Annotated in this window: 26 protein-coding genes and 1 pseudogene; 14 read left to right on the top strand and 13 right to left on the bottom strand. The window is 60.6% G+C overall.

The annotated features are described in order from the left end of the window. Nucleotides 1-34: 34 nt before the first annotated feature. Nucleotides 35-427 carry a YkvA family protein gene (locus RL_RS23310; RefSeq protein WP_003543641.1) on the top strand — a complete coding sequence of 131 codons (393 nt, stop codon included), beginning with the start codon at nucleotides 35-37 and terminating at the stop codon, nucleotides 425-427. An 87-nt stretch (nucleotides 428-514) separates the two neighbouring features. Here the strand turns inward: RL_RS23310 and RL_RS23305 are convergent, their stop codons facing one another. Continuing rightward, nucleotides 515-1,075, bottom strand: a complete 561-nt coding sequence (locus RL_RS23305) for a sigma-70 family RNA polymerase sigma factor (RefSeq protein ID WP_011653885.1) — start codon at nucleotides 1,073-1,075, stop codon at nucleotides 515-517. 336 nt (nucleotides 1,076-1,411) lie between these two features. Between RL_RS23305 and RL_RS23300 the strand changes: the two genes are divergently transcribed. The 5 genes from RL_RS23300 (at nucleotide 1,412) to RL_RS23280 (ending at nucleotide 6,240) form a co-directional block, all read left to right on the top strand. Next, on the top strand, nucleotides 1,412-1,921 hold the full coding sequence (locus tag RL_RS23300; RefSeq protein WP_011653884.1) for an invasion associated locus B family protein: 510 nt from the start codon (nucleotides 1,412-1,414) through the stop codon (nucleotides 1,919-1,921). Between the two features lie 245 nt (nucleotides 1,922-2,166). Next, nucleotides 2,167-3,393, top strand: a complete 1,227-nt coding sequence (gene rlmN / locus RL_RS23295; RefSeq protein ID WP_011653883.1) for a 23S rRNA (adenine(2503)-C(2))-methyltransferase RlmN — start codon at nucleotides 2,167-2,169, stop codon at nucleotides 3,391-3,393. Between the two features lie 93 nt (nucleotides 3,394-3,486). Next, the gene (locus tag RL_RS23290) at nucleotides 3,487-4,440 is read left to right on the top strand and encodes an ABC transporter substrate-binding protein (protein WP_011653882.1); all 954 of its coding nucleotides are present in this window, start codon (nucleotides 3,487-3,489) and stop codon (nucleotides 4,438-4,440) included. A 130-nt stretch (nucleotides 4,441-4,570) separates the two neighbouring features. Next, nucleotides 4,571-5,449: an ABC transporter permease gene (locus RL_RS23285; protein WP_011653881.1), complete on the top strand. Its 879-nt coding sequence runs from the start codon at nucleotides 4,571-4,573 to the stop codon at nucleotides 5,447-5,449. Then, complete coding sequence (locus RL_RS23280; protein WP_011653880.1) at nucleotides 5,446-6,240, top strand: ABC transporter ATP-binding protein; 795 nt, start codon at nucleotides 5,446-5,448, stop codon at nucleotides 6,238-6,240. The genes RL_RS23285 and RL_RS23280 overlap by 4 nt, the downstream gene beginning before the upstream one ends. Before the next feature lie 48 nt (nucleotides 6,241-6,288). Here RL_RS23280 and RL_RS41150 read toward each other — a convergent pair whose 3' ends face one another. The 3 genes from RL_RS41150 to RL_RS23265 all read right to left on the bottom strand — a co-directional run bounded on the left by RL_RS41150 (nucleotide 6,289) and on the right by RL_RS23265 (nucleotide 8,573). Further along, nucleotides 6,289-6,654 (bottom strand): hypothetical protein, encoded by a 366-nt coding sequence (locus RL_RS41150; RefSeq protein ID WP_011653879.1) that lies wholly within the window; start codon nucleotides 6,652-6,654, stop codon nucleotides 6,289-6,291. Between the two features lie 340 nt (nucleotides 6,655-6,994). Beyond that, a complete protein-coding gene (locus RL_RS23270) occupies nucleotides 6,995-7,636 on the bottom strand; it encodes a LysE family translocator (RefSeq protein ID WP_011653878.1) in 642 nt (213 codons plus the stop codon). 85 nt (nucleotides 7,637-7,721) lie between these two features. After that, entirely contained in the window at nucleotides 7,722-8,573 is an 852-nt protein-coding gene (locus RL_RS23265) for an SDR family NAD(P)-dependent oxidoreductase (protein WP_011653877.1), read from the bottom strand. Nucleotides 8,574-8,750: 177 nt separating this feature from the next. Here RL_RS23265 and RL_RS23260 point away from each other — a divergent pair, with 177 nt between their 5' ends. Then, nucleotides 8,751-9,974, top strand: a complete 1,224-nt coding sequence (locus tag RL_RS23260) for an argininosuccinate synthase (protein ID WP_011653876.1) — start codon at nucleotides 8,751-8,753, stop codon at nucleotides 9,972-9,974. A 387-nt stretch (nucleotides 9,975-10,361) separates the two neighbouring features. On the opposite strand, the gene arsA is transcribed toward RL_RS23260, so the two are convergent. Next, nucleotides 10,362-12,128: an arsenical pump-driving ATPase gene (arsA, locus tag RL_RS23255; protein WP_011653875.1), complete on the bottom strand. Its 1,767-nt coding sequence runs from the start codon at nucleotides 12,126-12,128 to the stop codon at nucleotides 10,362-10,364. 385 nt (nucleotides 12,129-12,513) lie between these two features. Beyond that, nucleotides 12,514-13,671 (bottom strand): acyl-CoA dehydrogenase family protein, encoded by a 1,158-nt coding sequence (locus RL_RS23250; RefSeq protein ID WP_011653874.1) that lies wholly within the window; start codon nucleotides 13,669-13,671, stop codon nucleotides 12,514-12,516. A 165-nt stretch (nucleotides 13,672-13,836) separates the two neighbouring features. Here RL_RS23250 and RL_RS23245 point away from each other — a divergent pair, with 165 nt between their 5' ends. After that, a complete protein-coding gene (locus RL_RS23245; RefSeq protein WP_011653873.1) occupies nucleotides 13,837-14,529 on the top strand; it encodes a winged helix-turn-helix transcriptional regulator in 693 nt (230 codons plus the stop codon). Nucleotides 14,530-14,703: 174 nt separating this feature from the next. Here the strand turns inward: RL_RS23245 and RL_RS40660 are convergent. Next, a pseudogene (locus RL_RS40660) lies at nucleotides 14,704-14,843 on the bottom strand (integrase); the annotation flags it as partial. Between the two features lie 161 nt (nucleotides 14,844-15,004). Between RL_RS40660 and RL_RS23235 the strand changes: the two are divergent. Further along, nucleotides 15,005-15,646 (top strand): LysE family translocator, encoded by a 642-nt coding sequence (locus RL_RS23235; RefSeq protein WP_011653872.1) that lies wholly within the window; start codon nucleotides 15,005-15,007, stop codon nucleotides 15,644-15,646. Nucleotides 15,647-15,707: 61 nt separating this feature from the next. On the opposite strand, the gene RL_RS23230 is transcribed toward RL_RS23235, so the two are convergent. Beyond that, on the bottom strand, nucleotides 15,708-16,139 hold the full coding sequence (locus RL_RS23230) for a hypothetical protein (RefSeq protein WP_011653871.1): 432 nt from the start codon (nucleotides 16,137-16,139) through the stop codon (nucleotides 15,708-15,710). A 229-nt stretch (nucleotides 16,140-16,368) separates the two neighbouring features. On the opposite strand from RL_RS23230, the gene RL_RS23225 reads away from it, so the two are divergent. From RL_RS23225 to ppa, 4 genes are all read left to right on the top strand, one after another. Further along, on the top strand, nucleotides 16,369-18,456 hold the full coding sequence (locus RL_RS23225; RefSeq protein WP_011653870.1) for a M3 family metallopeptidase: 2,088 nt from the start codon (nucleotides 16,369-16,371) through the stop codon (nucleotides 18,454-18,456). Between the two features lie 158 nt (nucleotides 18,457-18,614). Beyond that, a complete protein-coding gene (gene typA, locus RL_RS23220) occupies nucleotides 18,615-20,435 on the top strand; it encodes a translational GTPase TypA (RefSeq protein ID WP_011653869.1) in 1,821 nt (606 codons plus the stop codon). A gap of 247 nt (nucleotides 20,436-20,682) precedes the next feature. Continuing rightward, nucleotides 20,683-21,189 (top strand): GNAT family N-acetyltransferase, encoded by a 507-nt coding sequence (locus tag RL_RS23215; protein ID WP_003543622.1) that lies wholly within the window; start codon nucleotides 20,683-20,685, stop codon nucleotides 21,187-21,189. Between the two features lie 201 nt (nucleotides 21,190-21,390). Then, nucleotides 21,391-21,924 (top strand): inorganic diphosphatase, encoded by a 534-nt coding sequence (gene ppa / locus RL_RS23210; RefSeq protein ID WP_011653868.1) that lies wholly within the window; start codon nucleotides 21,391-21,393, stop codon nucleotides 21,922-21,924. Between the two features lie 4 nt (nucleotides 21,925-21,928). On the opposite strand, the gene RL_RS23205 is transcribed toward ppa, so the two are convergent. Next, nucleotides 21,929-22,240, bottom strand: coding sequence for a DUF167 domain-containing protein (locus RL_RS23205; RefSeq protein ID WP_011653867.1), 312 nt, complete (start codon nucleotides 22,238-22,240; stop codon nucleotides 21,929-21,931). After that, on the bottom strand, nucleotides 22,237-22,527 hold the full coding sequence (locus RL_RS23200) for a YggT family protein (protein WP_041936506.1): 291 nt from the start codon (nucleotides 22,525-22,527) through the stop codon (nucleotides 22,237-22,239). The genes RL_RS23205 and RL_RS23200 overlap by 4 nt, the downstream gene beginning before the upstream one ends. A gap of 139 nt (nucleotides 22,528-22,666) precedes the next feature. On the opposite strand from RL_RS23200, the gene RL_RS23195 reads away from it, so the two are divergent. Continuing rightward, on the top strand, nucleotides 22,667-23,902 hold the full coding sequence (locus RL_RS23195; RefSeq protein ID WP_011653865.1) for an MFS transporter: 1,236 nt from the start codon (nucleotides 22,667-22,669) through the stop codon (nucleotides 23,900-23,902). Nucleotides 23,903-23,928: 26 nt separating this feature from the next. Here the strand turns inward: RL_RS23195 and RL_RS23190 are convergent, their stop codons facing one another. Genes RL_RS23190 through RL_RS23180 form a run of 3 tightly spaced genes read right to left on the bottom strand, consistent with a single transcriptional unit; the run spans nucleotide 23,929 to nucleotide 26,802 of the window. After that, nucleotides 23,929-24,702 carry a glutamine amidotransferase gene (locus tag RL_RS23190; RefSeq protein WP_041936505.1) on the bottom strand — a complete coding sequence of 258 codons (774 nt, stop codon included), beginning with the start codon at nucleotides 24,700-24,702 and terminating at the stop codon, nucleotides 23,929-23,931. Continuing rightward, entirely contained in the window at nucleotides 24,671-25,156 is a 486-nt protein-coding gene (locus RL_RS23185) for a TerB family tellurite resistance protein (protein ID WP_011653863.1), read from the bottom strand. Before RL_RS23185 ends, RL_RS23190 begins: the two co-directional genes overlap by 32 nt. 17 nt (nucleotides 25,157-25,173) lie before the next feature. Further along, the gene (locus tag RL_RS23180; protein WP_011653862.1) at nucleotides 25,174-26,802 is read right to left on the bottom strand and encodes a heme biosynthesis protein HemY; all 1,629 of its coding nucleotides are present in this window, start codon (nucleotides 26,800-26,802) and stop codon (nucleotides 25,174-25,176) included.

The raw sequence follows: 26,802 nt of genomic DNA, 5'->3' as shown, positions 1-26,802 counted from the left end.
ACCATATGTTCGCATGGATAAAAGGGATGCAGGGATGGACGAGGTCAAATTCGGGGAAATCCTGTTGCCGGGCGACGAGGACACGCAGAGCCGGCGCGAGAAAACCGTCAGGCAGAAATTCTGGCCGACTTTCCGGCGGGCGGTGCGGCAGATCCCGTTCTCGCGCGATGTCGTCGCCGGTTTCTATTGCGCGCTCGATCCGCAGACGCCGACCAAGGTGCGCGGCGTGCTGCTTGCGGCACTCGCCTATTTCGTCATGCCGGTCGACATGATCCCGGATATTTTTGCCGTCATCGGCTTTTCCGACGACATCGCCGTGCTTTCGGCGGCCTTCGCGATGGTGCGCGGCCACATACGGCCGGGCCACTACGAAGCCGCCGACCGCGTTCTCGCCGATCGGCCGGAAGAAGCGATGAAGACGATTTAACGCATGTCGCGTCCAACCGGGATGCGACCGCTTGTTTCATGCGTGTTGCCATCCCCAAAGCGCTGCGTCCTTTCGGGCGACATTGCATCAGGCAATTTCGCGTTCCAGCACCTTGCGGAGCTTGCCGAAGGCAAGCCGGATACGTGACTTCACCGTGCCGAGCGGCAGCCCGGTCGCTTCGGCGATCTCCGAATGCGATTGACCGAGGAAGAAGGCGGCGCGCAGCATGTCGCGCTGTTCCTCCGGCAATTGACCGACGGCGGCGCGTATCTTGGCGTCGCGATCGTCATTGGCGATGATTTCTTCCGCGCCGATATCGGCCGGCGGCTGCAGGGCCGGATCGGTCTCGTCGAAGATGCGGGTGTTGGCGCGGCGCTGCATGTCGATGCGGCGATTGCGGGCAATGCGGAAAAGCCAGGTCGAGAGGGAAGATCGCGTGGCATCGTAGAGCTCTGCCTTGTGCCAGAGCACGATCATGATCTCCTGGACCAGTTCCTCAGCCTCGCCTGATGTCATCTTCTGGCGCATCAGCCAGGCCTTCAGGCGGGGTGCGAAATAGTCGAACAGGATGGAAAAGGCCTGCTGGTCGCGGTCGTCCGCGACGGCCTTCGCGAGGGCAGCGAAACGCTGTCTTTCCTCGGCATCCATATCTCCTCACCAGCCCCCTGCGACAATAATTTCGTCCCGGATTTCCAAGTCTTACTGAGGTACAACGGATTTGGGAAAGGTCAAACTCTTGCCTGAATCTTTGTGTCTTAAATTCAGCCGAACGGAGGGCCAGTGCCATTGGGGCACGGTGTCGCGGCCGATACCGTTAAAGGGACGAAAATTGACACTCGAGCTGAAATGACACAGGCCGACACAAATCGCAGCTATTGTTGACCATTTGGTAACCTGAATTAAGTCAAAATAAAGCAGATCGTGATTATGCGGCGCCCGCTATGATCGCTTCGGGCCTTGAATCGCAAGAACCGGCAGGAATCCATGTTTGTAAAAAGTATCGTATCCGCTCTCGCACTCACCCTTGTTATGGCCGGAGTTGCGACAGCGCAACAGGCCGCGCCGAACCGCATCCAGCAGTTCCAGGCATGGGGCGCCTACTCCTACAAGTCGGGCAACAGCACCGTCTGCTACGTGCTGTCCGTTCCGACGGCAAAGCAGCCGGCAAGCGTCGACCACGGCGACAATTTCTTCATCGTCTCTCAGCGTCCGGGCCAGAACATCTCCTATGAGCCGCAGGCGATGATGGGCTACACGGTCAAGGAAAGTTCGAAGATCAACGTCGTGATCGACAACAAGACCTTTGTGATGTTCACCAAGGACAAGGCCGGCTGGGTCGAGAACGCGGCGCAGGAGCCAGCCCTCGTCGCGGCGATGAAGACCGGTCATTCGATGACGGTCAATGCCGTTTCGCGCAAGGGCACCGGCACCTCCTACAGCTATTCGCTCTCGGGTATCTCGGCTGCGCTGAAGCAGATCGAAACCTGCAAGTAAGCTTTTTTGTTGTCAGAGCTTCGAGGGCCGGCCTTGCGCCGGCCCTCGTCGTTTCCATCTATAGTGACGCGCGGGCAAAATGATGCTAAAGGCCGCGCAACAGCGGACAGATCGCGATATCCGTCGCCGTTCCGCCATTCAATTTCTGCTAATGTGCCGTCATGCACCCGCCAGTCTTCCGGCTTAGCCCTGAAGTTCGCAGGGCTTGCGGGGCGGTTACGTGTTCGAATTCGGGATGAAAGACTATGTCCGTCATGGATGAGATCGTTGTCACCAAGCCGCAGGCGCGCACGTCCGCCAGCCTCGAGAAGCCGTCGTTGATCGGCATGTCGCGCGAGGAGATGGGGGCGGCACTCCGGGAAAAGGGTGTGGCCGAGAAGCAGATCAAGATGCGCGTCTCGCAGCTCTGGAACTGGATCTATGTGCGCGGGGTCTCCGACTTCGACCATATGACGAATGTTGCCAAGGACATGCGGGAGATGCTGAAGCAGCATTTCACCATCGCACGTCCCGAGATCGTCGAGGAGCAGGTCTCCAACGACGGCACGCGCAAGTGGCTGCTGCGCTTTCCCCCGCGCGGCGCCGGGCGTCCCGTCGAGATCGAGGCCGTCTATATTCCGGAAGAGGGCCGCGGCACGCTCTGTATCTCCAGCCAGGTCGGCTGCACGCTTACCTGTTCCTTCTGTCATACCGGGACACAGCGTCTGGTGCGCAACCTGACGGCGGAGGAAATTCTTTCGCAGCTGCTGCTTGCCCGCGACCGGCTTGGGGATTTCCCGGACCGTGAAGCGCCGCAGGGCACGATCATGCCTGCCGAGGGCCGCAAGGTCAGCAACATCGTCATGATGGGCATGGGTGAGCCGCTTTATAACTTCGATGCCGTCAAGCAGGCATTGCTGATCGCCACGGATGGTGACGGCCTGTCGCTGTCCAGGCGCCGCGTGACGCTTTCCACCTCCGGTGTCGTGCCGGAGATCTTCCGAACCGGCGAGGAAATCGGCGTCATGCTGGCGATTTCGCTGCATGCGGTGCGCGACGATCTGCGCGACCTTCTGGTGCCGATCAACAAGAAGTATCCGCTGAAGGAGCTGATCGAGGCCTGCCGGACCTATCCGGGTCTTTCGAACGCGCGGCGCATCACCTTCGAATATGTGATGCTGAAGGATGTCAACGACAGCCTGGAAGACGCCAAGGGGCTGATCAAGCTCCTGAAGGGCGTGCCGGCGAAGATCAACCTCATTCCGTTCAATCCATGGCCCGGCACCAATTACCAGTGTTCCGACTGGGAGCAGATTGAGAAGTTCGCCGACTTCATCAATTCGGCAGGCTATGCCTCGCCGATCCGCACGCCGCGCGGCCGCGACATTCTTGCCGCCTGCGGCCAGCTGAAATCGGAATCCGAACGCATGCGCAAGACCGAACGTCTGGCCTTCGAGGCGATGATGATCGCCAATCACGGCGCCGACGACTGATCAGCAAGTTTGATCCTCGCTACAATTCTCCGCGATTGATTTCAGGGGGCGCTTTTCCTAAAAGTGCCCCCAAAATCATTCAGGAGGATCCTCATGCGCCCGATTTTGCTCGCTCTTGCCGCCACTTTGGCCCTTTCCCTGCCCGCGAAGGCTGATGACGTCACCGTCGCCGTGACGGCGATCGTCGAACATCCGGCGCTGGATGCGGCGCGCAAGGGCGTTCTCGATGCGCTGACGGCTGCCGGCTACAAGGAAGGCGAGAACCTGAAATTCGTATTCGAATCGGCGCAGGGCAATCCGGCGACGGCGGCCCAGATCGCCCGCCAGTTCGCCGGCGACGAGCCCAATGTCATCGTGCCGATCTCGACACCCTCGGCCCAGGCCGTCGTTTCCTCGACGCGGGACATTCCTGTCGTGTTCACGGCCGTCTCCGATCCGCTCGGCGCCCAGCTCGTCAAGAACATGGACAAGCCCGGCGGCAATGTCACCGGCCTCTCCGATATGTCGCCGGTCGCCGAGCACCTTGCGCTGATCAAGGAAATCCTGCCCGATGTGAAAACCATCGGCTATCTCTACAATTCCGGCGAGGCGAATTCCGTTTCGCTGCTCGCCGTGTTGAAGACCGAAGCCGAAAAGGCCGGCCTGAAGGTGGTCGAATCGGCGGCCACCAAATCGGCCGAGGTCCAGGGTGCGGCGCGTGCGCTCGTCGGCCGCGCCGATGCGATCTACATTCCGACCGACAACACCATCATCTCCGCGCTTGAAGGTGCTGTCGCCGTTGCCGAAGAGAGCAAGCTGCCGCTCTTTACCGCCGATACGGATTCGGTTTCGCGCGGCTCGATCGCCGCCCTCGGCTTCAACTATTATGATGTCGGCAAGCAGACCGGCGAGATCGTCGTGCGTGTGCTGAAGGGCGAGAACCCGGGCGACATCGCTGTCAAGACTGCTGCCGGCAGCGACCTCGTCGTCAACAAGGCGGCGGCCGAGAAGATGGGCGTCACCCTGCCGCAGGGCGTGCTTTCCCGCGCTACCAAAGTCATCGAATAACAAGGCGACTGCCGTCGCTGATCGAGTTTGCAGCCGCTCCCGTTCCACGCGGGGGCGGCTGATGGTATTAAGAGCCTGATGTTTTGCGCAAGGCGCGGAGCGGAAGCGGACAGAAGAGGGGCTGAAAGCCTTGAGCCAAATCGCATTCTGGGGGGCCGTCGAGCTCGGCCTGGTTTATTCTTTCGTCGCTCTCGGCGTCTATCTCGCCTTTCGAGTTCTCGACTTTCCCGACCTGACGGTTGACGGCTCCTTTCCGCTTGGTGCGGCGGTGACGGCCGTGCTGATCATTGCCGGCGTCAATGCCTGGCTTGCGGCGCTGATCGCCATGGCGGCCGGTGCCGCCGCGGGCATGGTGACGGCGCTGCTCAATGTGCGCTTCAAGATCCTCAATTTGCTCGCCTCGATTCTGACGATGATCGCATTGTTTTCCGTCAATCTGCGCGTGATGGGCAAACCCAATGTCGCCCTCATCAATGCCGACACGATGATCAGCCCGTTCTTCGGCCATGGCCTTCGCGATTTCTACGTGCGGCCGCTCTTCGTCGGTGTTCTCGTCGTCATCGCCCTCATCCTGGTCTGGCGTTTCCTGGAAAGCGATGCCGGGCTGGCAATGCGGGCGACCGGCGCCAATGCAAGGATGGCGCGGGCCCAGGGCGTCGATACCAGCCGGCAGATCTATCTCGGCATGGCGATCTCCAATGCGCTGGTGGCGCTCGGCGGCGCGCTGTTTGCCCAGACCAACGGCTTTGCCGACGTCACCTCCGGCGTCGGTACGATCGTCGTCGGTCTCGCTGCCGTCATCATCGGCGAGACGCTGCTCGGGCGGCGCGGTCTGCTGATCGCTCTGATCGGCTGCGTGCTCGGCTCGATCCTCTATCGCATTGCCATCCAGCTGGCGCTTTCGAGCGACGTCATCGGCCTGCAGGCGTCCGACCTCAATTTCGTCACGGCCGTGCTGGTGACCGTGGCGCTCATCCTTCCCCGTTTGCGCGGAGGTGCCGCGTCGTGATCAACCTCAAGAACATCAAGGTCGTTTTCGGGCGCGGTACGCCGCTGCAGAAGCAGGCGCTTTCGGGTGTCAGCCTGACGATCGAGGAAGGCTCCTTCGTCACCGTCATCGGCTCGAACGGCGCCGGCAAATCGACGCTGCTCGGCGTGCTCGCCGGCGATGTGCTGGCCAGCGAAGGACAGGTGCTGATCGGCAGTGCCGACGTGACCCGCAAGACGACGGCGGCGCGCGCCGGGCTGGTCGCCCGTGTCTTCCAGGACCCGCTGACCGGAAGCTGCGGTGCGCTGTCGATCGAGGAAAATCTCGCGCTTGCCGCGCGCCGCGGCGAACGGCGCGGACTTGTTTCGGCGCTTGGCGCAAAACGGCGCGACCATTTTCGCGAAAGGATCGCCGAACTCAATCTCGGGCTGGAGAACCGCATGAAGGACCGCATGGACCTGCTCTCCGGCGGCCAGCGGCAAGCGGTCTCGCTCGTCATGGCGACGCTGGCGGGCTCGGAGGTGCTGCTGCTCGACGAACATACAGCGGCGCTTGACCCCGGCATGGCGGAATTCATCATGGGCCTGACCCAGAAGATCGTTTCCGAGCGCAAGCTGACGACGCTGATGGTGACGCATTCGATGCGCCAGGCGCTCGACTATGGCCACCGAACCGTGATGCTGCATGGCGGCGAGATCGTGCTCGATGTCGCCGGCGACAGCCGCAAGACGTTGCAGGTCGAGGATCTGATCGCAATGTTCCGCAAGATGCGCGGCCAGACGCTGGATGACGATGCGTTGCTGATCGGTTAGCGGGCAGCTCATCGTTTCACGACTCCTCAGAGGCCAGTGGGACCGTCATCAAGAGCAGACTTCCACCAGCACGCGATGGCCGTACTGGTTGAGCCATTCCGGCTGGCACTGTTCCGGGTCATAGTCGTCATCGCCGAAGAACAGACGATTTCTATCATGGAAGGCGAAACGACCGTCGCGGTGTCCGCCAAAATGGCCGGCTCCGCCGAAATGATGCGCACCGAAGCCGCGATCGGCGAAATTGCCGCCGCCCGTATGCGCACCACCGCCGAAGTGGCCGCCGTCACGCGAGAAGCCGCCATCGCCATGGCCTCCGCCGGCGTGAGCTAAGGCAGGTGTTGTCGCTGTAAGGGATGTGGCGGCAAACGCCAGCGCAACAACTCCTGCCGTTATGATATTGCGGAACGTAATCATGGACTTATCCTTTCGAGGCAGCTCTTCGTGAGCCGTAAAGGATATGTGGGCAGAGAAGGTGGCGTGGCCTAGCCACAATTGCCGACTTACGATCATATGTTGATCACAAGTAATCGCGCGAAAGGCATGGAATAATTTTGGAAGACGACGAAATTCGCGGTCACCGCCTGCTCCGGCGTGGCGTCTCGCGAATATTGGTGTAGCTGGCGGCGGATCGTTTCACGCCGCGGGCGGATCGATCAACCGACCGCGGGCGGATCGATCAAGCGACCGCGGGCGGATCGATATGCCGACTGCGGGCGGATTGCTGCGCAACCGCGGGATTGCTTCGCAACCGCGCCTATCTCGCCTGGGTGAGCAGGATCTTTGCGGCAAAGATCGAGAAGACACCGGCGAAGGTGTAATCCATGCCGCGCAGCACTTTCTTGTTGTTCTGCAGCCAGGAGGCCAGCCAGTCGGCGGCAAAGACGACACTGGCATTGACCGGCATGCCGATCAGGATGAAGCAGAAGCCGAGAAAGAGCAGCTTGTGGGTGACGGCCGGATCGCCGGCGCTGACGAATTGCGGCAGGAAGGTCATGAAAAAGATGATGACCTTGGGGTTCAGAAGATTGACCCAGAAGCCCGACGAGATGTTCGAAAGCGCAGTGCCCTTCTGCTCCTCGACCTTGGCGACGGTGAGCTTCGAGCCGAAACGGATCGCCTGCACCGCCAGCCAGAGCAGATAGGCAGCACCACCGGTCTTCAGGATCAGGAAGGCGGTCGGTGAGGCGGTGATCAGCGCCGAAATGCCGAAAGCGACCAGCATGGTGTGGACGACGATACCGAGGCTGGTGCCGACGACAACGAAGAGCGCCGCCTTTTTGCCCTGGGCCAGCGCGCGGCTGATCGACAGCGTCATATCGGGGCCTGGGGTCGCCGCGAGCAGCAGCGTCGCGGCGCCAAAGGCGAGAAGGGTCGGCAGGCTGGGCAGGAAATCCATGACACACTCTGAAAGCCGGAAAGGATCTGGGGTTCTCTTACCCGGCTTTCGGAAAATTACCAATCAAACCTTCTGATGGTGCCGATTACTTCTGTTCGAGGAAGGCCTTGAACTTGTCGGCGTAGTCCTTGTGCCAGCGCGACAGCGGCGGCCGGTTCTCGATGATATCGCCGGCCGCCCAAGCCATCCGGCGCTCGTCGACCGGACGCGCCACGTCATTGTCAGGGCACAAAATATAGAAATCCCCGCGTTCGAGGCTCTCGACCATGAAATCGACCGTCTGCTCCGGCGTCCAGGCAGCGGCCGGTTTTTCGGCGCGGTCGCCCTTGGTGAGGCCGGTGAAGACGAAGCCGGGGATCAGAAGATGGGCGGAGATCTTTCCGCCTTCGACGTTGCGAAGCTCGTGCTGCAGCGCTTCGGTGAAGACTTTCACGCCTGATTTGGAGATGTTGTAGGCGGGGTTGCCGGGTGGCGTGGTGATGCCCTGCTTGGAGCCGGTGTTGATGATCAGGCCCGGCTCGCCGTGCGACAGCATCTTCGGGCCGAAGGTGCGCGTGCCGTTGATCACGCCCATCAGGTTGACGGCGAAGATATTGTCCCAGTTCGCCTGCGGGCTGAAGATCGAGGTTTCCGGGCCGATGCCGGCATTGTTCATCAGCACGTGCACACGGCCGAAACGCTGGAGCACGGCGCGTTCGAGCGCTTCCAGCGAGTCTCTGCTGGCGACGTCGGTCTCGACCGCCATCACATTTTCCTCGCCGGCAATGGCCTTGAGTTCGTTGGCGGCGTCGGCCAGCCGATCGCCGCCGAGATCGGCAATGGCGACGCTCATGCCGCGTCCGGCGAAATATTTCGCCGCAGCAAGGCCGATGCCGGAGGCGCCGCCGGTGATGACGGCAACATTGGATTTCTTGAAAATGTCTTGAATATTCGTCACGGGGGCAACCTCTCCTCGAGCATTTGCGGACGTTGGCGAATATGGGCTCCGCTTTCGCCCTGTCAAACGGTATCGGCACCATCACCGTCGCACTTGGCCTTGCGTCACGCGTCAATCTCGCTAAAAGTGCCGCGACACCGGGTTTTGCCGGCCTTTTATGCAACGGACCTCATCATCATGGCATCATACAAAGACGTGAAGAAAGTCGTTCTCGCCTATTCCGGCGGCCTCGACACCTCGATCATCCTGAAGTGGCTGCAGACGGAGCTCGGCGCCGAAGTCGTCACCTTCACCGCCGATCTCGGCCAGGGCGAAGAGCTGGAGCCGGCGCGCAAAAAGGCCGAGATGCTCGGCATCAAGGAGATCTATATCGAGGATGTGCGCGAGGAATTCGTGCGCGATTTCGTCTTCCCGATGTTCCGCGCCAATGCCGTCTACGAGGGCGTCTACCTGCTCGGCACCTCGATTGCCCGTCCTTTGATTTCCAAGCATCTGATCGATATCGCCAAGAAGACCGGCGCCGATGCGATCGCCCATGGCGCGACCGGCAAGGGGAACGACCAGGTCCGTTTCGAACTGTCCGCCTATGCCCTGAACCCCGACATCAAGATCATCGCGCCTTGGCGCGACTGGGCGTTCAAGAGCCGCACCGATCTGCTGGCCTTTGCCGAACAGCATCAGATCCCTGTTGCCAAGGACAAGATGGGCGAGGCGCCGTTCTCGGTCGACGCCAACCTTCTGCATTCCTCGTCCGAAGGCAAGGTTCTCGAGGACCCCTCCCAGGAGGCGCCTGAATATGTGCATATGCGCACCATTTCGCCTGAAGCTGCACCCGACAAGGCAACGACCATCAAGGTCGGCTTCGAAAAGGGTGATGCAGTTTCGATCAACGGCGTGCGCATGAGCCCAGCGACACTCTTGGCTGCGCTCAACAATTACGGCCGCGACAACGGCATCGGCCGTCTCGACCTCGTCGAGAACCGTTTCGTCGGCATGAAGTCGCGCGGCGTCTACGAGACACCAGGCGGCACGATCCTGCTTACGGCGCACCGCGCCATCGAATCGATCACGCTCGACCGCGGTGCCGCCCATCTCAAGGACGACATCATGCCGCGTTACGCCGAGCTGATCTATTACGGCTTCTGGTTCTCGCCGGAGCGCGAGATGCTGCAGGCGCTGATCGACAAGAGCCAGGAGCATGTCGAGGGCGAAGTGACGCTGAAGCTCTACAAGGGCAATGTTATGGTCATCGGCCGCGAAAGCGACAAGTCGCTCTATTCCGACAAGCTCGTCACTTTCGAGGACGATCAGGGCGCCTACGACCAGAAGGATGCGGCCGGCTTCATCAAGCTCAATGCGCTGCGCCTGCGCACGCTCGCCAAGCGCAACCTCGTGAAATAATCACGGTTCGCCTTCGAACCGGATATGAGCCCGCCGGCATCGCCGCGCGGGCTTTTTCGTGGAGTGAGGTGGCAAACGGCACCAAAATCGTAGAGCGTTTTGGATGGCCGGATCGCATCAACAACGGACATCGGCTCGGCTTGGATAGACGACCGCTACAGGGCCGTGAGGGGACAGTCCGATGTTGGAGTGCGGAAGGGAGAGAGCGGACATCCAAACATCTGGCGATGTGGTCACAGTTCGGCCAACTGCGGACATACTAAATATGTTTTTTAGGTAGGCAAAGCCTCAGGGCGCAAGCGCTTCCAGCCCGCCGCGGGAAGGGATATAGCGAGAACCGCCATCGGTTCGACGCGGCTTCCTAATTTGAGCTTGGCGTTCGTCGTCTCACTCCCGCCCGGACAGCCGTTTCAAAGCGTCGATGCCAACCGGGGGAACAGCCTGGAACGGCAGAATATAGGCTCGTTTCGCCAATTTGCGTGTGATCCGGTCGATCTGCACCCGTTCTCCCGCAAGGCGCGACTGCAAAAGCGGGTCATGCGTGCCACTCGCCGCCATGGTCCTGTTGACCACCCAACCGTAAGGCTCAATCTTTGCTCGGCGCAGATCTTCCTGCAGCATCGCCGCTTCGGAGACCGGCGTCGTTTCGGGAAGGGAAACGAGGATGACGCGCGTATATTCCGGGTCCTGAAGGCGCATCAGTGGCGTGACTATCCGGCCAGGGCCGACCGTCTCCATCTGTCGCGTCATCTGACGATGATAAGCGCCCGTCGCATCCAGCAGGAGAAGCGTGTGCCCCGTCGGAGCGGTGTCGATGACCACAAAGGCGTCGCGGGCCTCTGCCACGATCCGTGAGAAGGCGTGGAAGACAGCGACTTCCTCCGTGCAGGGAGATTCAAGGTCTTCCCGGAGAAGCGCCTTGCCTTCCTCGTCGAGATCGCGTCCGCGTGAGGACATGACTTTCTCGATGTAGCGTTTGGTTTCGGCAGCCGGATCAATCCTGTCAACCGTCAGACCGGGCATACTTCCCTCGACGATAAACGACAGGTGAGCCGCCGGATCAGTGGTCGTTAAATGCACGGCATGGCCGCGTTCGACCAGGCCGATCGCAAGGGCCGCAGCGACCGTCGTCTTTCCGACGCCGCCCTTTCCCATCACCATCACCAGGCCTTTGCGGCCACCGGCGATCTCGTCAATCAATTTCGCAAGCGACGGCAGGGTGGTCTGGGCGGCTGCCACCGGTTCCTGGATGGTCGACGCCTGCGACTGAGGTGCGAACAAGGCCCTCAGAGCATCAAGACCCACCATATCGAAGGGAAGCATCGGAAACTCGTCGCTCGGCAGCCTGGACAGTTCAACCGGCATCGTCGAGAGCGCGGCATCCTGTGATCGCTCAATCCCGACTGCAATCGGATCGTCGCGCTTAGTCGCACGAAACCGCCCATTGATCGCGAGCAGTTGGTTCTTTAGCCCGAGGGCCGCCAGTTCGCCCGACGTGCGTGAGGCCTCGCGAAGAGCACTCGAGTCCGGACGGGCGACCAAGACGATCCGGGTGCGCTTCTCATCTCCCAGGCATGCAAGCGCCTCCCGGAACCGCGCCTCCTGCATCTTCAGGCCCGAGTGCGGACCCAGGCACGATGCGCCCCTGTCATTACCCTCAAGAAAGCCGGTCCATGCCTTTGGAAGACTGAGAAGCCGCAATGTGTGACCTGTGGGTGCGGTGTCGAAAATGATATGGTCGAACGTCGACATGTCGTCTGCAAGGAGTCCGACAAAGGCATCGAACGCCGCAATCTCTGTCGTGCAGGCTCCGGAAAGCTGTTCCCGAACCGTGTTCCGTTCGCTCTCGGAAGCGCTGGCTGCCATCTGTGCCAATACACGTTCGCGATAGTCTTCGGCGGCGGCTTCCGGATTGATGTTCATGGCGTAGAGGCCGGGTACGGATGGGACTAGGGTGGGGATAGCCCGGAGCGGCGTAGCCAGCATTTCGTCCAGATTGGAGGCGGGGTCAGTGCTGACCAGCAGCACCTGCTTTCCGCCGTCGCAGAGCGTGATCGCGCTCGCACAGCTTAGGGACGTCTTGCCGACTCCGCCCTTGCCCGTGAAGAACAGGTACCGCGTCGGGTTGGTCAACATCTGCTGCGTCTCGGCCATGACGATCTCACTTTTAGAAAACCTTAGATGATCGAGGCCGAACCATCCTTGATCGACCTCAATCAATATGAATGAGGCGTAACCTTTCTGCGCAGCATTCTCTGCGCGATGGAATGCGAGCGCGTCCGCAACATGCATGATCGCTGATGGCGTACCGGCGACGTGGCGCCGCCACGGAGCTATGTCCGCTCTCTGGCCTGCGCGATGACGACGTTTCCGACCGAATTGACGGCGCAGAGCTGCCGTGGTCGAGGTCGCATATCGGCCCAAAGCGCGCAAGAGGTTGCTCTGTCGTCCCTGCTGGCGGGGCTCGTCCATTCGAATTCTGGACGTCAAAATACCCACCTAGCCTATGATTCCGCGGAGTTCGTCGTTGCGCCAGGCGCTAGAAAATCTTCTCGGTGGGAAGTCCGAGCGCGAATGAACCCGCGTATTGCGCCTGGGCTCCGGGCTGCATCGGATGATAGCGAGCGCCCTGTATGTCACGGAAGCAGCGCTCCAGCCCGTTCTCTCGATAGAATGCCGCGCCGCCTGCGACCTCCATTGCAAGCTCCGTCACCTCGATAGCGTGCCGTGCGACCAAGGAACGGCCGATCATAACCTCGTTGACGGTTTCCGCGGACGGTTCGTTTCGAGCAACTACCTCTAACATCCAGCGATGCGCGATCTGTGCGGCCCTCAGAGACGTTTCCATGCGCCCGGCTAACCCGATCACATGATCGCTGTTGGCCTTGCTACGGACCATCTTGACTGCGATGTCGCGGGCGCTCTCGGCGACGCCAAGATAGACCGCGTAGATCAGAGGAAACGCGATCATGCCGATGACTTGAAATACTGGATGCCATTGCCCCGCGCTTCTGGAAAATGCGACACTCGCATCCGGCACGAAGAGGTTTTCGATGATGACATCGTTTGACCCGGTTCCCCTCATTCCAAGTGTTCGCCACGTATCCTCTATCGAAACCTCTGGCGATGCCATCGGAACGCCGAAATGAATGACGGAGCGCGCGCCGTCCTGTTCTTCATAAACAGCACCGGTCATCAGGATGTTTCCTGCCGCCGCGCCGGAAGTGAAGCGTTTACGCGCGGTGATCCGGTATCCGCCATCAACTTTCATGGCCTTGCCCGATCCGCCGATCCAGTCCGATCCGCCGCTCGAGAGCAATATGATTTGCTCCGACGCAACACGTCTCAGGAGCGGCTCCACCGCGGCCACCTTTTGATGCCGCCAGCGCCAGGCGGGGATGGCGACTTGATGGGTATGCATGGAAAAGGCAAGCGCAGTGGACCCACATGCACGAGCAATGGATTTGAGCATCTCAGAAAGTTCGGGCACTTCCGCGCCCAGCCCGCCCAATTCGATTGGAACGCCTGCCCGCACGAGTCCAGATTCTTTTAGAAGCGCGTAATTCTCGCCGACGAAGGTGTTGCTCTCGTCGACCGATGCGGCGCGTTGAGCGATGGTGGGCAGGACCGAATTGGTTAGTTCGACAATGGTCCGACCGCCGGCAAAGTTCTGTTTTGGTTCTGTAAGCCCGAGCATATCAATGCCTCCTATCTCGTGAGGATTGAGACTCTGCGCTCGTTTCACAATTGCGGCTAGTACACGAACTGTACTGAACGCCGCCGCCGTATGGCCAGGCAAGGAGCATTTGGCGGACCGGTTGTTTTGCAATATTGTGCCTGATCCAGACCGGTGGAGGTCCTTATGGTAGAGCGTGACGGCTACGGGCAATTCTGTCCGGTATCAATGGCCTCGGAAATCCTCTGCTCGCGGTGGACGACCTTGGTCGTTCGAGAATTCCTTTGCGGATCGACGCGCTTTAATGAGTTGCGTCGCGGTCTACCAAAAATGTCTCCGGCACTCCTATCAAAACGACTGAAAGAACTGGAACAATCGGGCGTCATCACGGTGACAAGGAGTGCGAACGGCATTACCGATTACCAACTCACGGCAGCGGGCGAAGAATTGAGACCTCTGATCATAGGTCTCGGAAATTGGGCTCAACGGTGGATGGAATCGCGACTTTCCTTGAAGAATCTCGACCCTTCTCTGCTCATGTGGGACATGCGGCGCAGCCTCGATACAAGAAGACTTCCGACCCGCCGTTGTACGATACAGTTTCTGTACCCGGAACTTTCGGCCGCCCAAAAAAGCTGGTGGCTTGTGGTCGAAAACGGAAAAGTCGATCTCTGCAACTTCGATCCGGGCTATGATGTAGACCTTCTCGTTGAAGGGTTGCTCCGTTCGATGACCGCAATTTGGATGGGCCTCACGACCATACGTCAGGAAACCGATGCAGAAACGCTGAAACTTGAAGGGGACAGGGTCCTCGCGCGCGACATGCAGGAATGGCTCGGTCTTAGTGTGTTTGCCAAAACCCCCCGGATGAGGGCTTGAACCATCGAAGGCGAGTGGTTCTGATGGATACAGCCCAGCAACGAAGCCCGTCACCCAGCCGGAAAATTGGCACGCACTCCTGCAGAAGCCGATGCCCGCTCTTGGCGCATAGCCGCTCAATCGAACTGCTAAAACCGGAAACGTTTTCCCCAAGAGGCACGGCCCCGCACTCTGTCAAATCTCTGTATGCTCCGCTAGTTCCAACGCATCTCGATGTCCACACCAAGATACCTGACCGTGTTCTCGATCTTGGTATGTCCGAGCAGGATCTGGATTGCTCGAAGATTGCCCGTCGCTTTGTAGATCATCGCGGCAGCCGCATCCTTCAACAACGAACAGATGTCCGCCTCGGGCTTGAAAGCCGCCTCCGGTGTAGCGCGCTTGCTACCTGATCCCACTCTCCATAGCCGTGCACCACCCTTGACGGATGGCTGTGATCGCTTAGTCTGCTGCAATCATCCTCCGGAGCATTTCCATGACGCAGTCCCTGCTCTTCGGCGCCTTTCTGGCGGCGCTCTTTTACGTGCTCATTCCGGGACCCGCCTTCCTGCAACTGCTCGGCATCGGCGCCGGGCAGGGCCGCAAGGCCGGCGCCCTCTTTATGATGGGGCATCTGGTCGGGGACCTCATCTGGTCGTCGCTGGCGCTGATCGCGATCGTCGGTGCAAAGACGATCGGAACCTTCGTCTTCGACCTGCTCGGCCTTGCCTGCGGCTTCTACCTCGCCTGGATCGGCTGGAGCGCCGTCAATGCCAAGCCGAAAGCGGAGGGACAGGCGCTTGTTGTGGTCGAGCGACCGTTTCGCCGCGGTCTGATCTTCGGCGTCACCAATCCGAAGGGTTATCCGGTGGCGCTCGCCACCTTCACCGCACTCGTTGCAGGCTCGGCCGGCGCGCTCGATTTCGAAGCGTTGCCGGTGCTGCTCGTCGTGTCGTTCGTCGGTTTCGTGACGGCCGACATTATCCTGATCGGCATCATCGGCGCCGGTACGGTGCGGCGCTTCTATCGCGCCCATGAGCGATTGATCGTGCGCTGCTCCGGCGTGCTTTTCATGGGATTTGCCGCTCAGGCGCTCTGGCACGCAACGCCCGGCCTGCTCGGCTGGCGCAAGGCCTGATTAAAGCGCGTCGCGCCCGAGACATGCGACGCGCTTGTCTTTGATTTATGCATGCGTGAGGTCAGGCATTCAGGAAGCTGACGATCGATTTCAGTGTCTGGACCTCTTCAGAATCGCCGATCGACATGGCGATCTGCAGCTGGTTCTGGTAGTAATCGAGGAAATTGAAGCTGGTGCCGTCGGTGACGCTGGAGAGATCGATGATGTTGCCGAGCGGATCGATCGCATGCATCGGCAGCGGTTCGGAGATCGCGGCGTAGGTGTTTTGATCGATCAGGCCACTGTCGAAACCCTGGCGTGCGTAATTGCGCAGTTCCCCAGGGCTGACCGCGGTGAAATCCGGGCCTTCGCCAACATCGTCTTCGATCTGGAACGAGGCCGGGGCGGGAGCTCTGGTCTCGATTTGAATATCAGAGGTCTTCGAACTTTTTGCGTTATTAGGATTGTTTTTAAAAAGCAAACTCTGAGAAGACCGCACAGAAAAAATTTCCATGGCGCATGTCCCCTTACAAGAAGATCACCTGGAAACTAGCGCTTGCGCGTGATTCGCGTCAATCGTTAACGGTTGGTTAATTTTCACGTATCAATTGTTGTCCACCAGATTTGACAGGCGCCCGCCGGATTTGCCAGGCGAGGCAAAAGGTCCTTCCCGACAACATACCAATTCTATGGCCGCTCTCCTATATTGCCGATTCACTTGCATGCCAAAAAGGAATTCTCCGATGTCTTCTCCACATGATTTCAATCCGGCGCTGGTGACCTGGGACGGTCTTCACGGTCTGCCGCGTTTCGATGCCTTGAACGACGGCGATTTCGCTGCTGCCTTCGAAGCCGCACTTGCCGCGCATGAAAGGGAGATCGACGAGATTGCCGGAAACGGCGATGCGCCGACATTCGACAATACGGTCGTGGCGCTGGAGATTGCCGGCGACGCGCTGTCCCGCGTTTCGTCGCTGTTCTGGAACAAGGCGGGCGCCCATACCAATGATGTGATCCAGGCGCTGGAGCGGGAGATCTCGCCGAAGATGTCGCGCCACTATTCGAAGATCGGGATGAATGCCGCGCTTTTTGCCCGCATCGACACGCTCTGGGAGGGCCGCGAGACGCTTGGTCTGACGCTCGAACAGACACGCGTGCTGGAACGCCACTGGAAAGGCTTCGTCAAATCGGGCGCCAAGCTCGAAAAGGCCGAACAGGAAAAACTCGCGGCGATCAATGAAAAGCTTGCCGGCCTCGGGACGCAATTCGGCCAGAACGTGCTGGCCGACGAAAAGGCATGGGCGCTGGTCCTTTCTGATAGCGCCGAGCTCGAGGGCCTGCCGGAATTCCTTCGCGACGCGATGGCGGCAGCAGCGCGCGAACGCGGCGAGGAGGGCAAATATGCAGTGACGTTGTCACGCTCGATTATCGAGCCCTTCCTCACCTTCTCGGAGCGTCGCGATCTGCGCGAGCAGGCTTTCAAGGCGTGGGTGGCGCGCGGCGAAAATGAAGGGGAGACGGATAACCGCGCCGTCATCAGGGAAACGCTGGCGCTCCGCCATCAGGTGGCGACCCTGCTTGGCTACGGCAATTTCGCCGAGCTGAAGCTCGACAACACGATGGCGAAGACGGCGGATGCGGTGAACGGCCTGCTGAGGGCTGTCTGGGCACGGGCGGTGAAACGCGCCGGCGAGGAGGAGATCGATATCGCGGCGCTGATTGCCGAGGAAGGCCGGAACCACGAGGTGATGCCCTGGGACTGGCGCCACTATGCCGAAAAGATCCGGGCACGGAAGTTCGATTTCTCCGAGACCGAGCTCAAGCCTTATCTGCAGCTCGAGAAGATTATCGAAGCCTGCTTCGACGTCGCCGGCCGACTGTTCGGCGTCCGGGCCGTCGAGAAGAAGGGCGTGGCCGCCTATCACCCTGACGTCAGGGTGTTCGAAATCAGGGACCGCGAAGACAAGCTCGTCGCCCTCTTCCTCGGCGATTATTTCGCCCGCAGTTCGAAACGATCAGGCGCCTGGATGAGCTCGCTGCAATCGCAGCACAGGCTGGAACTGAAGAACGGCCGCCACGGCGAATTGCCGATCATCTATAATGTCTGCAACTTCGCCAAGCCGGCGGAAGGAAAGCCGGCGCTGCTGTCGCTTGACGATGCCCGTACGCTGTTCCACGAATTTGGCCATGCGCTGCACGGCATGCTTTCGAACGTCACCTATCCCTCGGTTGCGGGCACCGGCGTCTCTCGCGATTTCGTCGAGTTGCCGTCACAGCTCTATGAGCACTGGCTGACGGTGCCCGATATTCTGAAGCGCTATGCCGTGCATGTCGAAACCGGCGAGCCGATGCCGCAGGCCCTGCTCGACAAGGTGCTTGCCGCCCGCACCTTCAATGCCGGCTTCAATACCGTCGAGTTCACCTCGTCGGCGCTGGTCGACATGGCGTTTCACACGAGAACGGCCGTCGAGGACCCGATGGCGGTGCAGGCCGAGGTGCTGGCCGAGATCGGCATGCCGAAGTCGATCGTCATGCGCCATGCGACGCCGCACTTCCAGCACATCTTCTCCGGCGGCTATTCGGCCGGCTATTACTCCTACATGTGGTCGGAGGTGCTCGACGCCGACGCCTTTGCCGCCTTCGAGGAGACGGGAGACGCCTTCAATGGCGAGATGGCGCGCAAGCTCAAGGACAATATCTATTCCGTCGGCGGCTCGGTCGATCCGGAGGATGCCTACAAGGCCTTCCGCGGCAAGCTGCCGAGCCCCGACGCGATGCTCGTCAAAAAAGGACTTTCGACCTTCGAGGAATTGACAGGCAGCGACGCCTAAGACAGTTTGATGACACGCCATGATGCGGCAGGGCGACAGCCTTGCCGCAGCTTTTGCGCGTTCCCCCCCTTTCGCAAACGCAAAAAAAACTGTATGGACGCCCCAAACTAATAGGCGCGTCCTCTAGAGCGTGCGCCCCAGCTTCAGAGATTTCACATATGGCACTTCGCAATATCGCGATCATCGCGCACGTTGACCATGGCAAAACGACCCTGGTGGATGAGCTTCTCAAGCAGTCCGGCTCGTTCCGCGAAAATCAGCGTGTCGCTGAACGCGTGATGGACTCGAACGATCTCGAAAAGGAACGCGGCATCACCATTCTCGCCAAGGCGACCTCGGTGGAATGGAAGGGTGTCCGCATCAACATCGTCGACACCCCCGGCCACGCCGACTTCGGCGGTGAAGTCGAGCGCATTCTCTCGATGGTGGATGGCGCGATCGTTCTCGTCGACTCCTCCGAAGGCCCGATGCCGCAGACGAAGTTCGTTGTCTCCAAGGCGTTGAAGGTTGGCCTTCGCCCGATCGTCGCGATCAACAAGATCGACCGTCCGGATGGCCGCCACGAAGAAGTCATCAACGAAGTCTTCGACCTCTTTGCAAACCTCGACGCGACCGACGAGCAGCTCGACTTCCCGATCCTCTACGGTTCGGGCCGCGACGGCTGGATGAACGTCAATCCGGAAGGTCCGAAGGATCAGGGTCTTACGCCGCTTCTCGACCTGGTGCTCAAGCATGTTCCGGAGCCGACCGTCCACGAAGGTCCGTTCACGATGATCGGCACGATCCTTGAAGCCAACCCCTTCCTCGGTCGCATCATCACCGGCCGTATCAATTCCGGTTCCATCAAGCCGAACCAGGCCGTGAAGGTTCTCCACGCCGACGGCAAGACGATCGAAACCGGCCGTATTTCCAAGATCCTCGCCTTCCGCGGCATCGAGCGCACGGCAATCGACGAAGCGCATCAGGGCGATATTATCGCGATTGCCGGCCTTTCCAAGGGCACGGTCGCCGACACCTTCTGCGATCCTTCGATCACAATACCGCTGCCGGCGCAGCCGATCGATCCGCCGACCGTCACCATGTCCTTCATCGTCAACGATAGCCCGCTGGCCGGCACCGAAGGCGACAAGGTGACGAGCCGCGTCATCCGCGACCGTCTCTTCAAGGAAGCGGAAGGCAACGTCGCCCTGAAGATCGAAGAAGCCGAAGGCAAGGATTCGTTCTACGTGTCCGGCCGCGGCGAACTTCAGCTCGCCGTTCTCATCGAAACCATGCGTCGCGAAGGCTTCGAGCTTGCCGTGTCGCGTCCGCGCGTCGTGATGCACAAGGACGAAAGCGGCCAGCTTCTGGAGCCGGTCGAGGAGGTCGTCATCGACGTCGACGAAGAACATTCCGGTGTCGTCGTGCAGAAGATGTCCGAGCGCAAGGCCGAAATGGTCGAGCTGCGTCCGTCGGGCGGTAACCGTCTCCGCCTGCGTTTCTACGCACCGACCCGTGGCCTGATCGGCTACCAGTCGGAGCTGCTGACGGATACGCGCGGCACGGCGATCATGAACCGCCTGTTCCACGACTACCAGCCCTACAAGGGTGTGATCGGTGGCCGCGTCAACGGCGTGCTGCTCGCCAACGCCCCCGGCGAAGCCGTCGCCTATGCGATGTTCAACTTGGAAGATCGCGGCCCGATGATCATCGAGCCGGGCGAAAAGGTCTATGCCGGCATGATCATCGGCATCCATTCGCGCGACAACGACCTTGAAGTCAACGTCCTGAAGGGCAAGCAGCTCACCAACATCCGCGCCGCCGGCAAGGACGAAGCGGTGAAGCTGACACCGCCGATCCGCATGACGCTTGATCGCGCGCTCTCCTGGATCCAGGATGACGAGCTGATGGAAGTGACACCGAAGAATATTCGTCTGCGCAAGATGTATCTCGACGCAAACGATCGCAAGCGTTTCGAAAAGACGAAGGCGGCTCTCTGAGCGCCATTCAAACTGCTGCAGCGTCATGGGTCTCTCGAAAAGAGGCGCGGCGCTGGAGAGAAATCCTTCAAAACCCCGGCCTTCGCGCCGGGGTTTTTTATTGTGCGCCGCGTCGATTCCGTCTTGTGACAATCGTTAAAAAAGCGTTAACTTTTGATCGTCGTCCACATATCAAGTCTGTGGGCAATCGATCACAATGCCTCTGTGCATATGGTTAGTTGCCCTCGGCGGGACCAGAGTAAACGTTATGAAGACGTTGTCGATCGATGTCCGGCGGGCCGAGCCGCAAGATGCCCGAGCCATATCGGAAACACACAGGCTTGCCTGGCAACACACCTATGCGGGCATCATTCCGCATCGCGCACTGACGCAGATGATCGAGCGGCGCGGCGAAAGCTGGTGGCGCAAAGCAACGCGCGGACCGGCGACGCTGCTGGTTCTCGATGTTGCCGGGACAGTCGCCGGCTATGCGACACTCGGCCTCAACCGCGCCCGCGCGCTGCCGCAGGAAGGCGAGATTTACGAGCTTTATCTTCGGCCTGAGTATCAGGGCATCGGCCTTGGCAGGATGCTGTTCGGCGAAGCGCGCCGTCTCTTGAAGTCGCTCGGCTGCAACGGGCTGGTCGTCTGGTGCCTCGAGGATAACGAGACCGCCAGCCACTTCTACCGCAATCATGGCGGCGTCGATTTCTGCGAAGGCATGGAAAGTTTCGATCACAGGCAGTTGAAGAAGATCGGCTTCATCTGGAGCTGAACGGTCGTTCGAAGTGCCACAGCGTCCTTTGGCGTCTGAAAAGACGTGCGGCGCTGGAGTCTGCGTTCGCCTATCTCCTCTTAGAAACTTTTGATGTGAATGTGGCCCGGTGCAGTCAAGCATTGGCGCTGTGCGATGTTGCGTTGCCACATGAAACTGATTATCTGGCTGCCAGCACATTCAACCTCGCGGGAGTTTCTTATGCGCATCGACGCCATTTCAATCGGTAATAATCCACCTGAGGACGTCAACGTTATCGTCGAGGTTCCGGTCGGCGGTCATCCCATCAAGTATGAGATGGACAAGGAAGCCGGCACGCTGGTGGTCGACCGTTTCCTCTATACGCCGATGACCTATCCGGGCAATTATGGTTTCGTGCCGCACACTCTGTCGGAAGACGGCGACCCGATCGACGTCCTGATCGCCAGCACCCGCCCGCTGGTTCCCGGCTGCGTCATCAATGTGCGCCCGATCGGCGTCCTGAAGATGGAAGACAATTCCGGCAAGGACGAGAAGATCATCGCCGTGCCGTCGCCGAAGCTGACGCTGCGCTATGAGAAGGTGAAGGACTACACCGATCTTCCCGAGATCACGCTGAAGCAGATCGAGCATTTCTTCGAGCACTACAAGGATCTGGAACCCGGCAAGTGGGTGAAGATCTTCGGCTGGGGCGACTCCAAGGAAGCCGGCGAACTCATCCTCGAAGCCGTCGAGCGCGCCAAGAAGAAAGGCTGATCGCTCAGCCTAAAAATATCTCGAGCTTTTTTACCAAATCCTCCGGATCGCCGTCGATCCGGAGGATTTTTTTGCGTGCGGTCTCGCCCGAGACGAGGCTGACGCTGGATTTGGGAATGCGCAGGGATTTTGCGATCAAAAGCATGAGCGCCTTGTTGGCCTTGCCTTTCTCGGGCACGGCAGTGACGCGTGCCTTCAGGAAAGCTTCGCCCTCGCCGTCGGCCTCAATACCGTCGAGAGCATCACGCCCGCCATTCGGCGTCAGCCGGACAGCGAGGCGCAGATGGTCATCGAAAAGGCTCCAGGGACTGCTCAAGCGACCAGCGGGTACACTGTCGTCCAAAGCAAGGTGCGCAGGAAGAAGATGATCAGCAGCAGGATGATCGGCGAAATGTCGATGCCGCCAAGGTTCGGCAGCCGGCTGCGGATCGGCTTCAGCACCGGTTCGGTGACATTATAGAGGAATGTGCCGACCGAATTGACGAACTGATTGCTGGAATTGATAACATTGAAGGCATAGAGCCAGGAAAAAATGGCACTGGCAATCAGGATCCAGGTGTAAATATTCAAAGCCAAATCAATGGTTTGAAACAGCGCAAACATCATCGTCTCCAATTCGTTGTTGACAGACATGTAGACATTGGCGACTAAACGGGCAAGTGCCGTGTGAAAACGCACGGTGAATCATGTTTAACGGGCGGCTTTGCAGCTCTTCCGGCGCCCGTCTCCTCGGAAAACATCCATGTCGTTTTCGCCCACCGGAGACCGTTTTGCCGCGTTCCGGCATTCGTCCTACACGCGATTCTTCTTCGCGCGCTTCCTGCTTTCCTTCTCGCAGCAGATCGTCAGCGTCGCGGTCGGCTGGCAGATGTACGACCAGACGGGCAGCGCGATCTATCTCGGCTTGATCGGTCTCGTACAGTTCCTGCCGTCGCTGCTGCTCATCCTCGTCACTGGTTCGGTGGCCGACCGATACAATCGCCGGGCGATCGCCGCCCTCTGCTCGCTGGTGAGCGCGCTCTGCACGCTGGCACTGCTTGTCATGACTTTGATGGGAAGCTTTACGCCGCTGCCTGTCTTCGCGGTGCTTTTGATCTTCGGCATCGAGCGCGCCTTCATGTCGCCGGCAGTGCAGTCGTTGGCGCCCAATCTCGTGCCGGAGGAGGCGCTCTCCAATGCGATCGCCTGGAATTCGTCGTCCTGGCAGCTCGCGGCAATCACCGGCCCGGTGCTCGGTGGCCTGCTCTACGGTGTCAGTGCGCCGACTGCCTATACGGTGGCGGTGATATTTTCCGTGCTCGGTGCGGCCCTTCTCTACATGATCCCGAAACCGGTGCAGAAGACGACCGGCGAGACCAAGAGCTGGGCGATGATCCTCGGCGGCTTCAGTTTCATCCGCGCCGAAAAGGTGGTGCTCGGGGCGATCTCGCTCGATCTCTTCGCCGTGCTGCTCGGCGGGGCCACGGCGCTGATGCCGATTTTTGCGCGCGATATCCTCACCCTTGGTCCCTGGGGCCTCGGTCTGCTGCGCGCCGCACCGGGACTTGGCGCCATCGTCATGGCGATTTTCCTTGTCGCCTATCCGCTCAAGCATCGTGCCGGCATCTACATGTTCATCGGCGTCGCCCTGTTCGGCGTCGGAACGATCATCTTCGGCATCTCGACCAACACCGAGGTCTCGATCGCGGCGCTGGCGCTGATGGGGGCGGCCGACATGGTGTCGGTCTATGTGCGCGAGAGCCTGATTGCGCTCTGGACGCCGGATCAGCTGCGCGGCCGCGTCAATGCGGTCAACATGGTCTTCGTCGGCGCTTCGAACGAGCTCGGGGAATTCAGGGCGGGCACGATGGCGGCGATCTTCGGCGCGGTGCCGGCGGTCGTCATCGGCGGGGTCGGGACGCTTGTCGTGGCGGCGATCTGGGCGTCGAGTTTCCCCAAACTGCGCCGGATCGATACGCTCGACGCGCCCAGCACATAGTGGCGAAATCGGAATCGATTTCGGGGTTATGCGCGAAGAGCGATGGAGGACGTCGCCTTCGCCGCCTTTCCCTCGAAGACGATGTCGAGGAATTCGGTCAGCCAGGCTCTCAGCGGCGCGTCGAACAGCATGCGGCCTTCAAGATGTTCGCGGCCCTGCTGGGCGTTCGGCAGGATGAAGCGATGGGCGCCATGCACGACCCAGCGATGCATCATCGCCCGGGTCAGTTCGGCATGGAACTGCAGCCCCCAGGCGTTGCCGTCGTAGCGGAAGGCCTGGTTCGGATAGGCATCGCCTTCGGCCAAGAGGTCGGCGCCGCGCGGCAGTTCGAAGCCCTCGCGGTGGAAATGATAGACCATCCTCGGCCAGTGCATCAGCAGGCGGCCCTTCTCGGTCGGGTGCAGCGGATACCAGCCGATCTCCGTCGAGCCGTCGGCATTCGACTGCACCTTGCCGCCGAGATGACGCACCAGCATCTGCGCGCCGAGGCAGATGCCGAGGTAGGGGCGCTTTTCCCGGAGCGGAACATCGATCCAGTCGATCTCCTTCTTGACGAAGTCATCGGGATCATTGGCGCTCATCGGCCCGCCGAAGACGACGGCGCCGGCATGGTCTTCAAGTGTTATCGGAAGCGGCTGGCCGAGAACCGGGCGACGGATATCGAGGCGGTAGCCCTTTTCGACGAGCAACTGGCCGACGCGGCCGGGGCTCGACTGCTCCTGATGCAGGACGATGAGGATCGGGCGCCCGTCGCGGTTCGGGTCTTGCTCAGTCGGCATCATCTTGCGCAACCTGGACATCTGTCACCCTGGCGGCGGCCTCCTGCCGCTTCTGGATGCGCTCGCGCGAGGAGACGCCGAGCAGATCGGCGATACGCCAGATCACATGGTCTTCCATCTCGCTGCGTTCGCCATCGGCATAGACGATGTCCCAGAGGATGCCGATCAGCTCGAGGCGTTGCTCGGTATTGAGATGGCGCTTCAGGTCGGCGGTGAAGCGATAATAGTCGACGGCGGAGCTTTCGGCCTCGAGGCCGGCGGCCATCAGGGCATCGAGCTGTTTGCCGTCGAGCGCATACTGCTCCTTCAGGAGCTTGCGCAGCCGTTTCTTCTCGCTGGCTTTGATCTGACCGTCGGCTTCCATGACCTGCATGCAGAGCGCTGCCACTGTGATGCGCGGATCATCAGGGGCAAAACCTTTCTTCTGGTTGTCGGCGGTGAGCTTCTGAAAGAATGCCTGAAAGCGTTCGAACATGCGGTTTTCGTTCCATTTCAAAAAAGGCGGAGCCGTGTCTTGGGTTCCGGTTCCACCCTGGGATCGCGAACGCCGGGATCATCCGGCAGTCCGCCAAAGAAAGGCTTCGCCTCGCTTGGCGCCGGCGCTTTATCGCTCACGGCCGGTTCGACGGGTTTCGGTTTTGCCGATGTCGGTGCTGGTGCCGGTGCCGGCGTGGGGCGCACAGCCTCGGCAATCGTCGCGGCGCGTTCCAGCTCAATGATGCGATGGTCGTTGACGGGACTTTCCGGCCTGACATCACGCAGCGGAGGCAATGTCTTCAAAGCCGTTTCGATCGAGGCCGGCGCCGAACCGTCTTCGAGCGCACCCTCGATCTGGCCGAAGGGCGCCTTCCATTCGAAGGCGTCGAGACGGCCGGTCACGGGCGATACCGGCAGCCATTTGTCCGACACGAAGCCGTCTGCCACCCAAGCCGGATCGCGCGGCGCCTTGAGCGCCTGGGCCAGCCAATGGCGCACGCGGCCCTGGTCGCCAGTCTCGGCTTCTTCGATGTCGGCCAGCAGCAGGTAGGCGGCTTCACGCGGCTGCATGTGGGCCGCCGCTTCCGCCTTGGCGCGAGCCTTGGCGAATTCCTGCGCGTCGAGGGCTGCCTGGGCGACGACGAGAAGGGATTCGACGTTGTTCGGGCGCTGCCCTTCCAGCCGTTCTGCGCGCTTCAGCCGGTCGAGCGTCGAATCGCCGCTGCGGGCCCTGACATAGGCTTGGCCGATCTCAGGATGAGGTGCCGATTTCCATGCCTGTTCGAGGATCGAGGCGGCCTTGCGCACGCCGCCTTCGCGAAACAGCGCCTTTGCGGCGATGAGGGCCGCCGGAATGAAATCGGCGGCAAGCTTCAGCGCCTGCAGGGCGTCGTCGCGGGCACCCGTAGGGTTGCTTTCCAGCTTCTCGCCTGCGCGCGCCGTCAGGAGGACGGCGTGCAGACGGTTGGCTTCGGCCTTTTCGACGACGCGGGCGGCCTTTTGCTGTTCGAGCAGGCGGATCGCATCATCCCAGCGGCCGGCCTGGCTGCGATATTCGAGCGTCGCCTGTGCGGCCCAGGGAAGATATGGCGCATTGTCGGCAGCCTTTTCGGCATATTGGCGGGCGGCCTCGTTGGCGCCGAGACGGCGGGCTTCCAGATAGAGGCCGCGCAGACCGAGTTCGCGCGTCTCGGGATCGTTGGCCATGGCCTCGAACTTGGCGCGGGCCTCATCATGACGACCTTCGATCAGGGCGGCCTGGGCCTCGAGCAAGTTGATCAGCGGTTCCTGATCGGCGCGGATCAGGCCGCGCGAGCGGGCGGCCATCTTGCGGGCAAGCAGCGCATTGCCGGCGCCGGCGGCGATCAGGCCGGTCGATAGCGCCTGATAACCGCGGTCCCGCTTGCGGGCGCGGAAATAACGCGTCACCGAATGCGGCGAGGTCCAGACCAGCCGGACGAACCACCAGGCGATCATCACGGCGGCGACCAGCGCGATGATCGCGCTGGCGGCGACGATCAGCTTCGTCTGGTAGATCTGGCCCTCCCAGATCAGCGAGAGGTCACCGGGACGATCGGCAAGCCAGGAGAAGCCATAGGCGAGAAGCAATACGAAGAGGGCGAAGACGACAAGGCGGATCAGCAT

Origin of the sequence: Rhizobium johnstonii 3841 (assembly GCF_000009265.1) — a bacterium.
In the GTDB taxonomy this organism is placed as follows: Bacteria; Pseudomonadota; Alphaproteobacteria; order Rhizobiales; family Rhizobiaceae; genus Rhizobium; species Rhizobium acaciae.
Note: the sequence above shows the minus strand (reverse complement) of the source record. Positions and strands in the feature narration are given on the sequence as shown.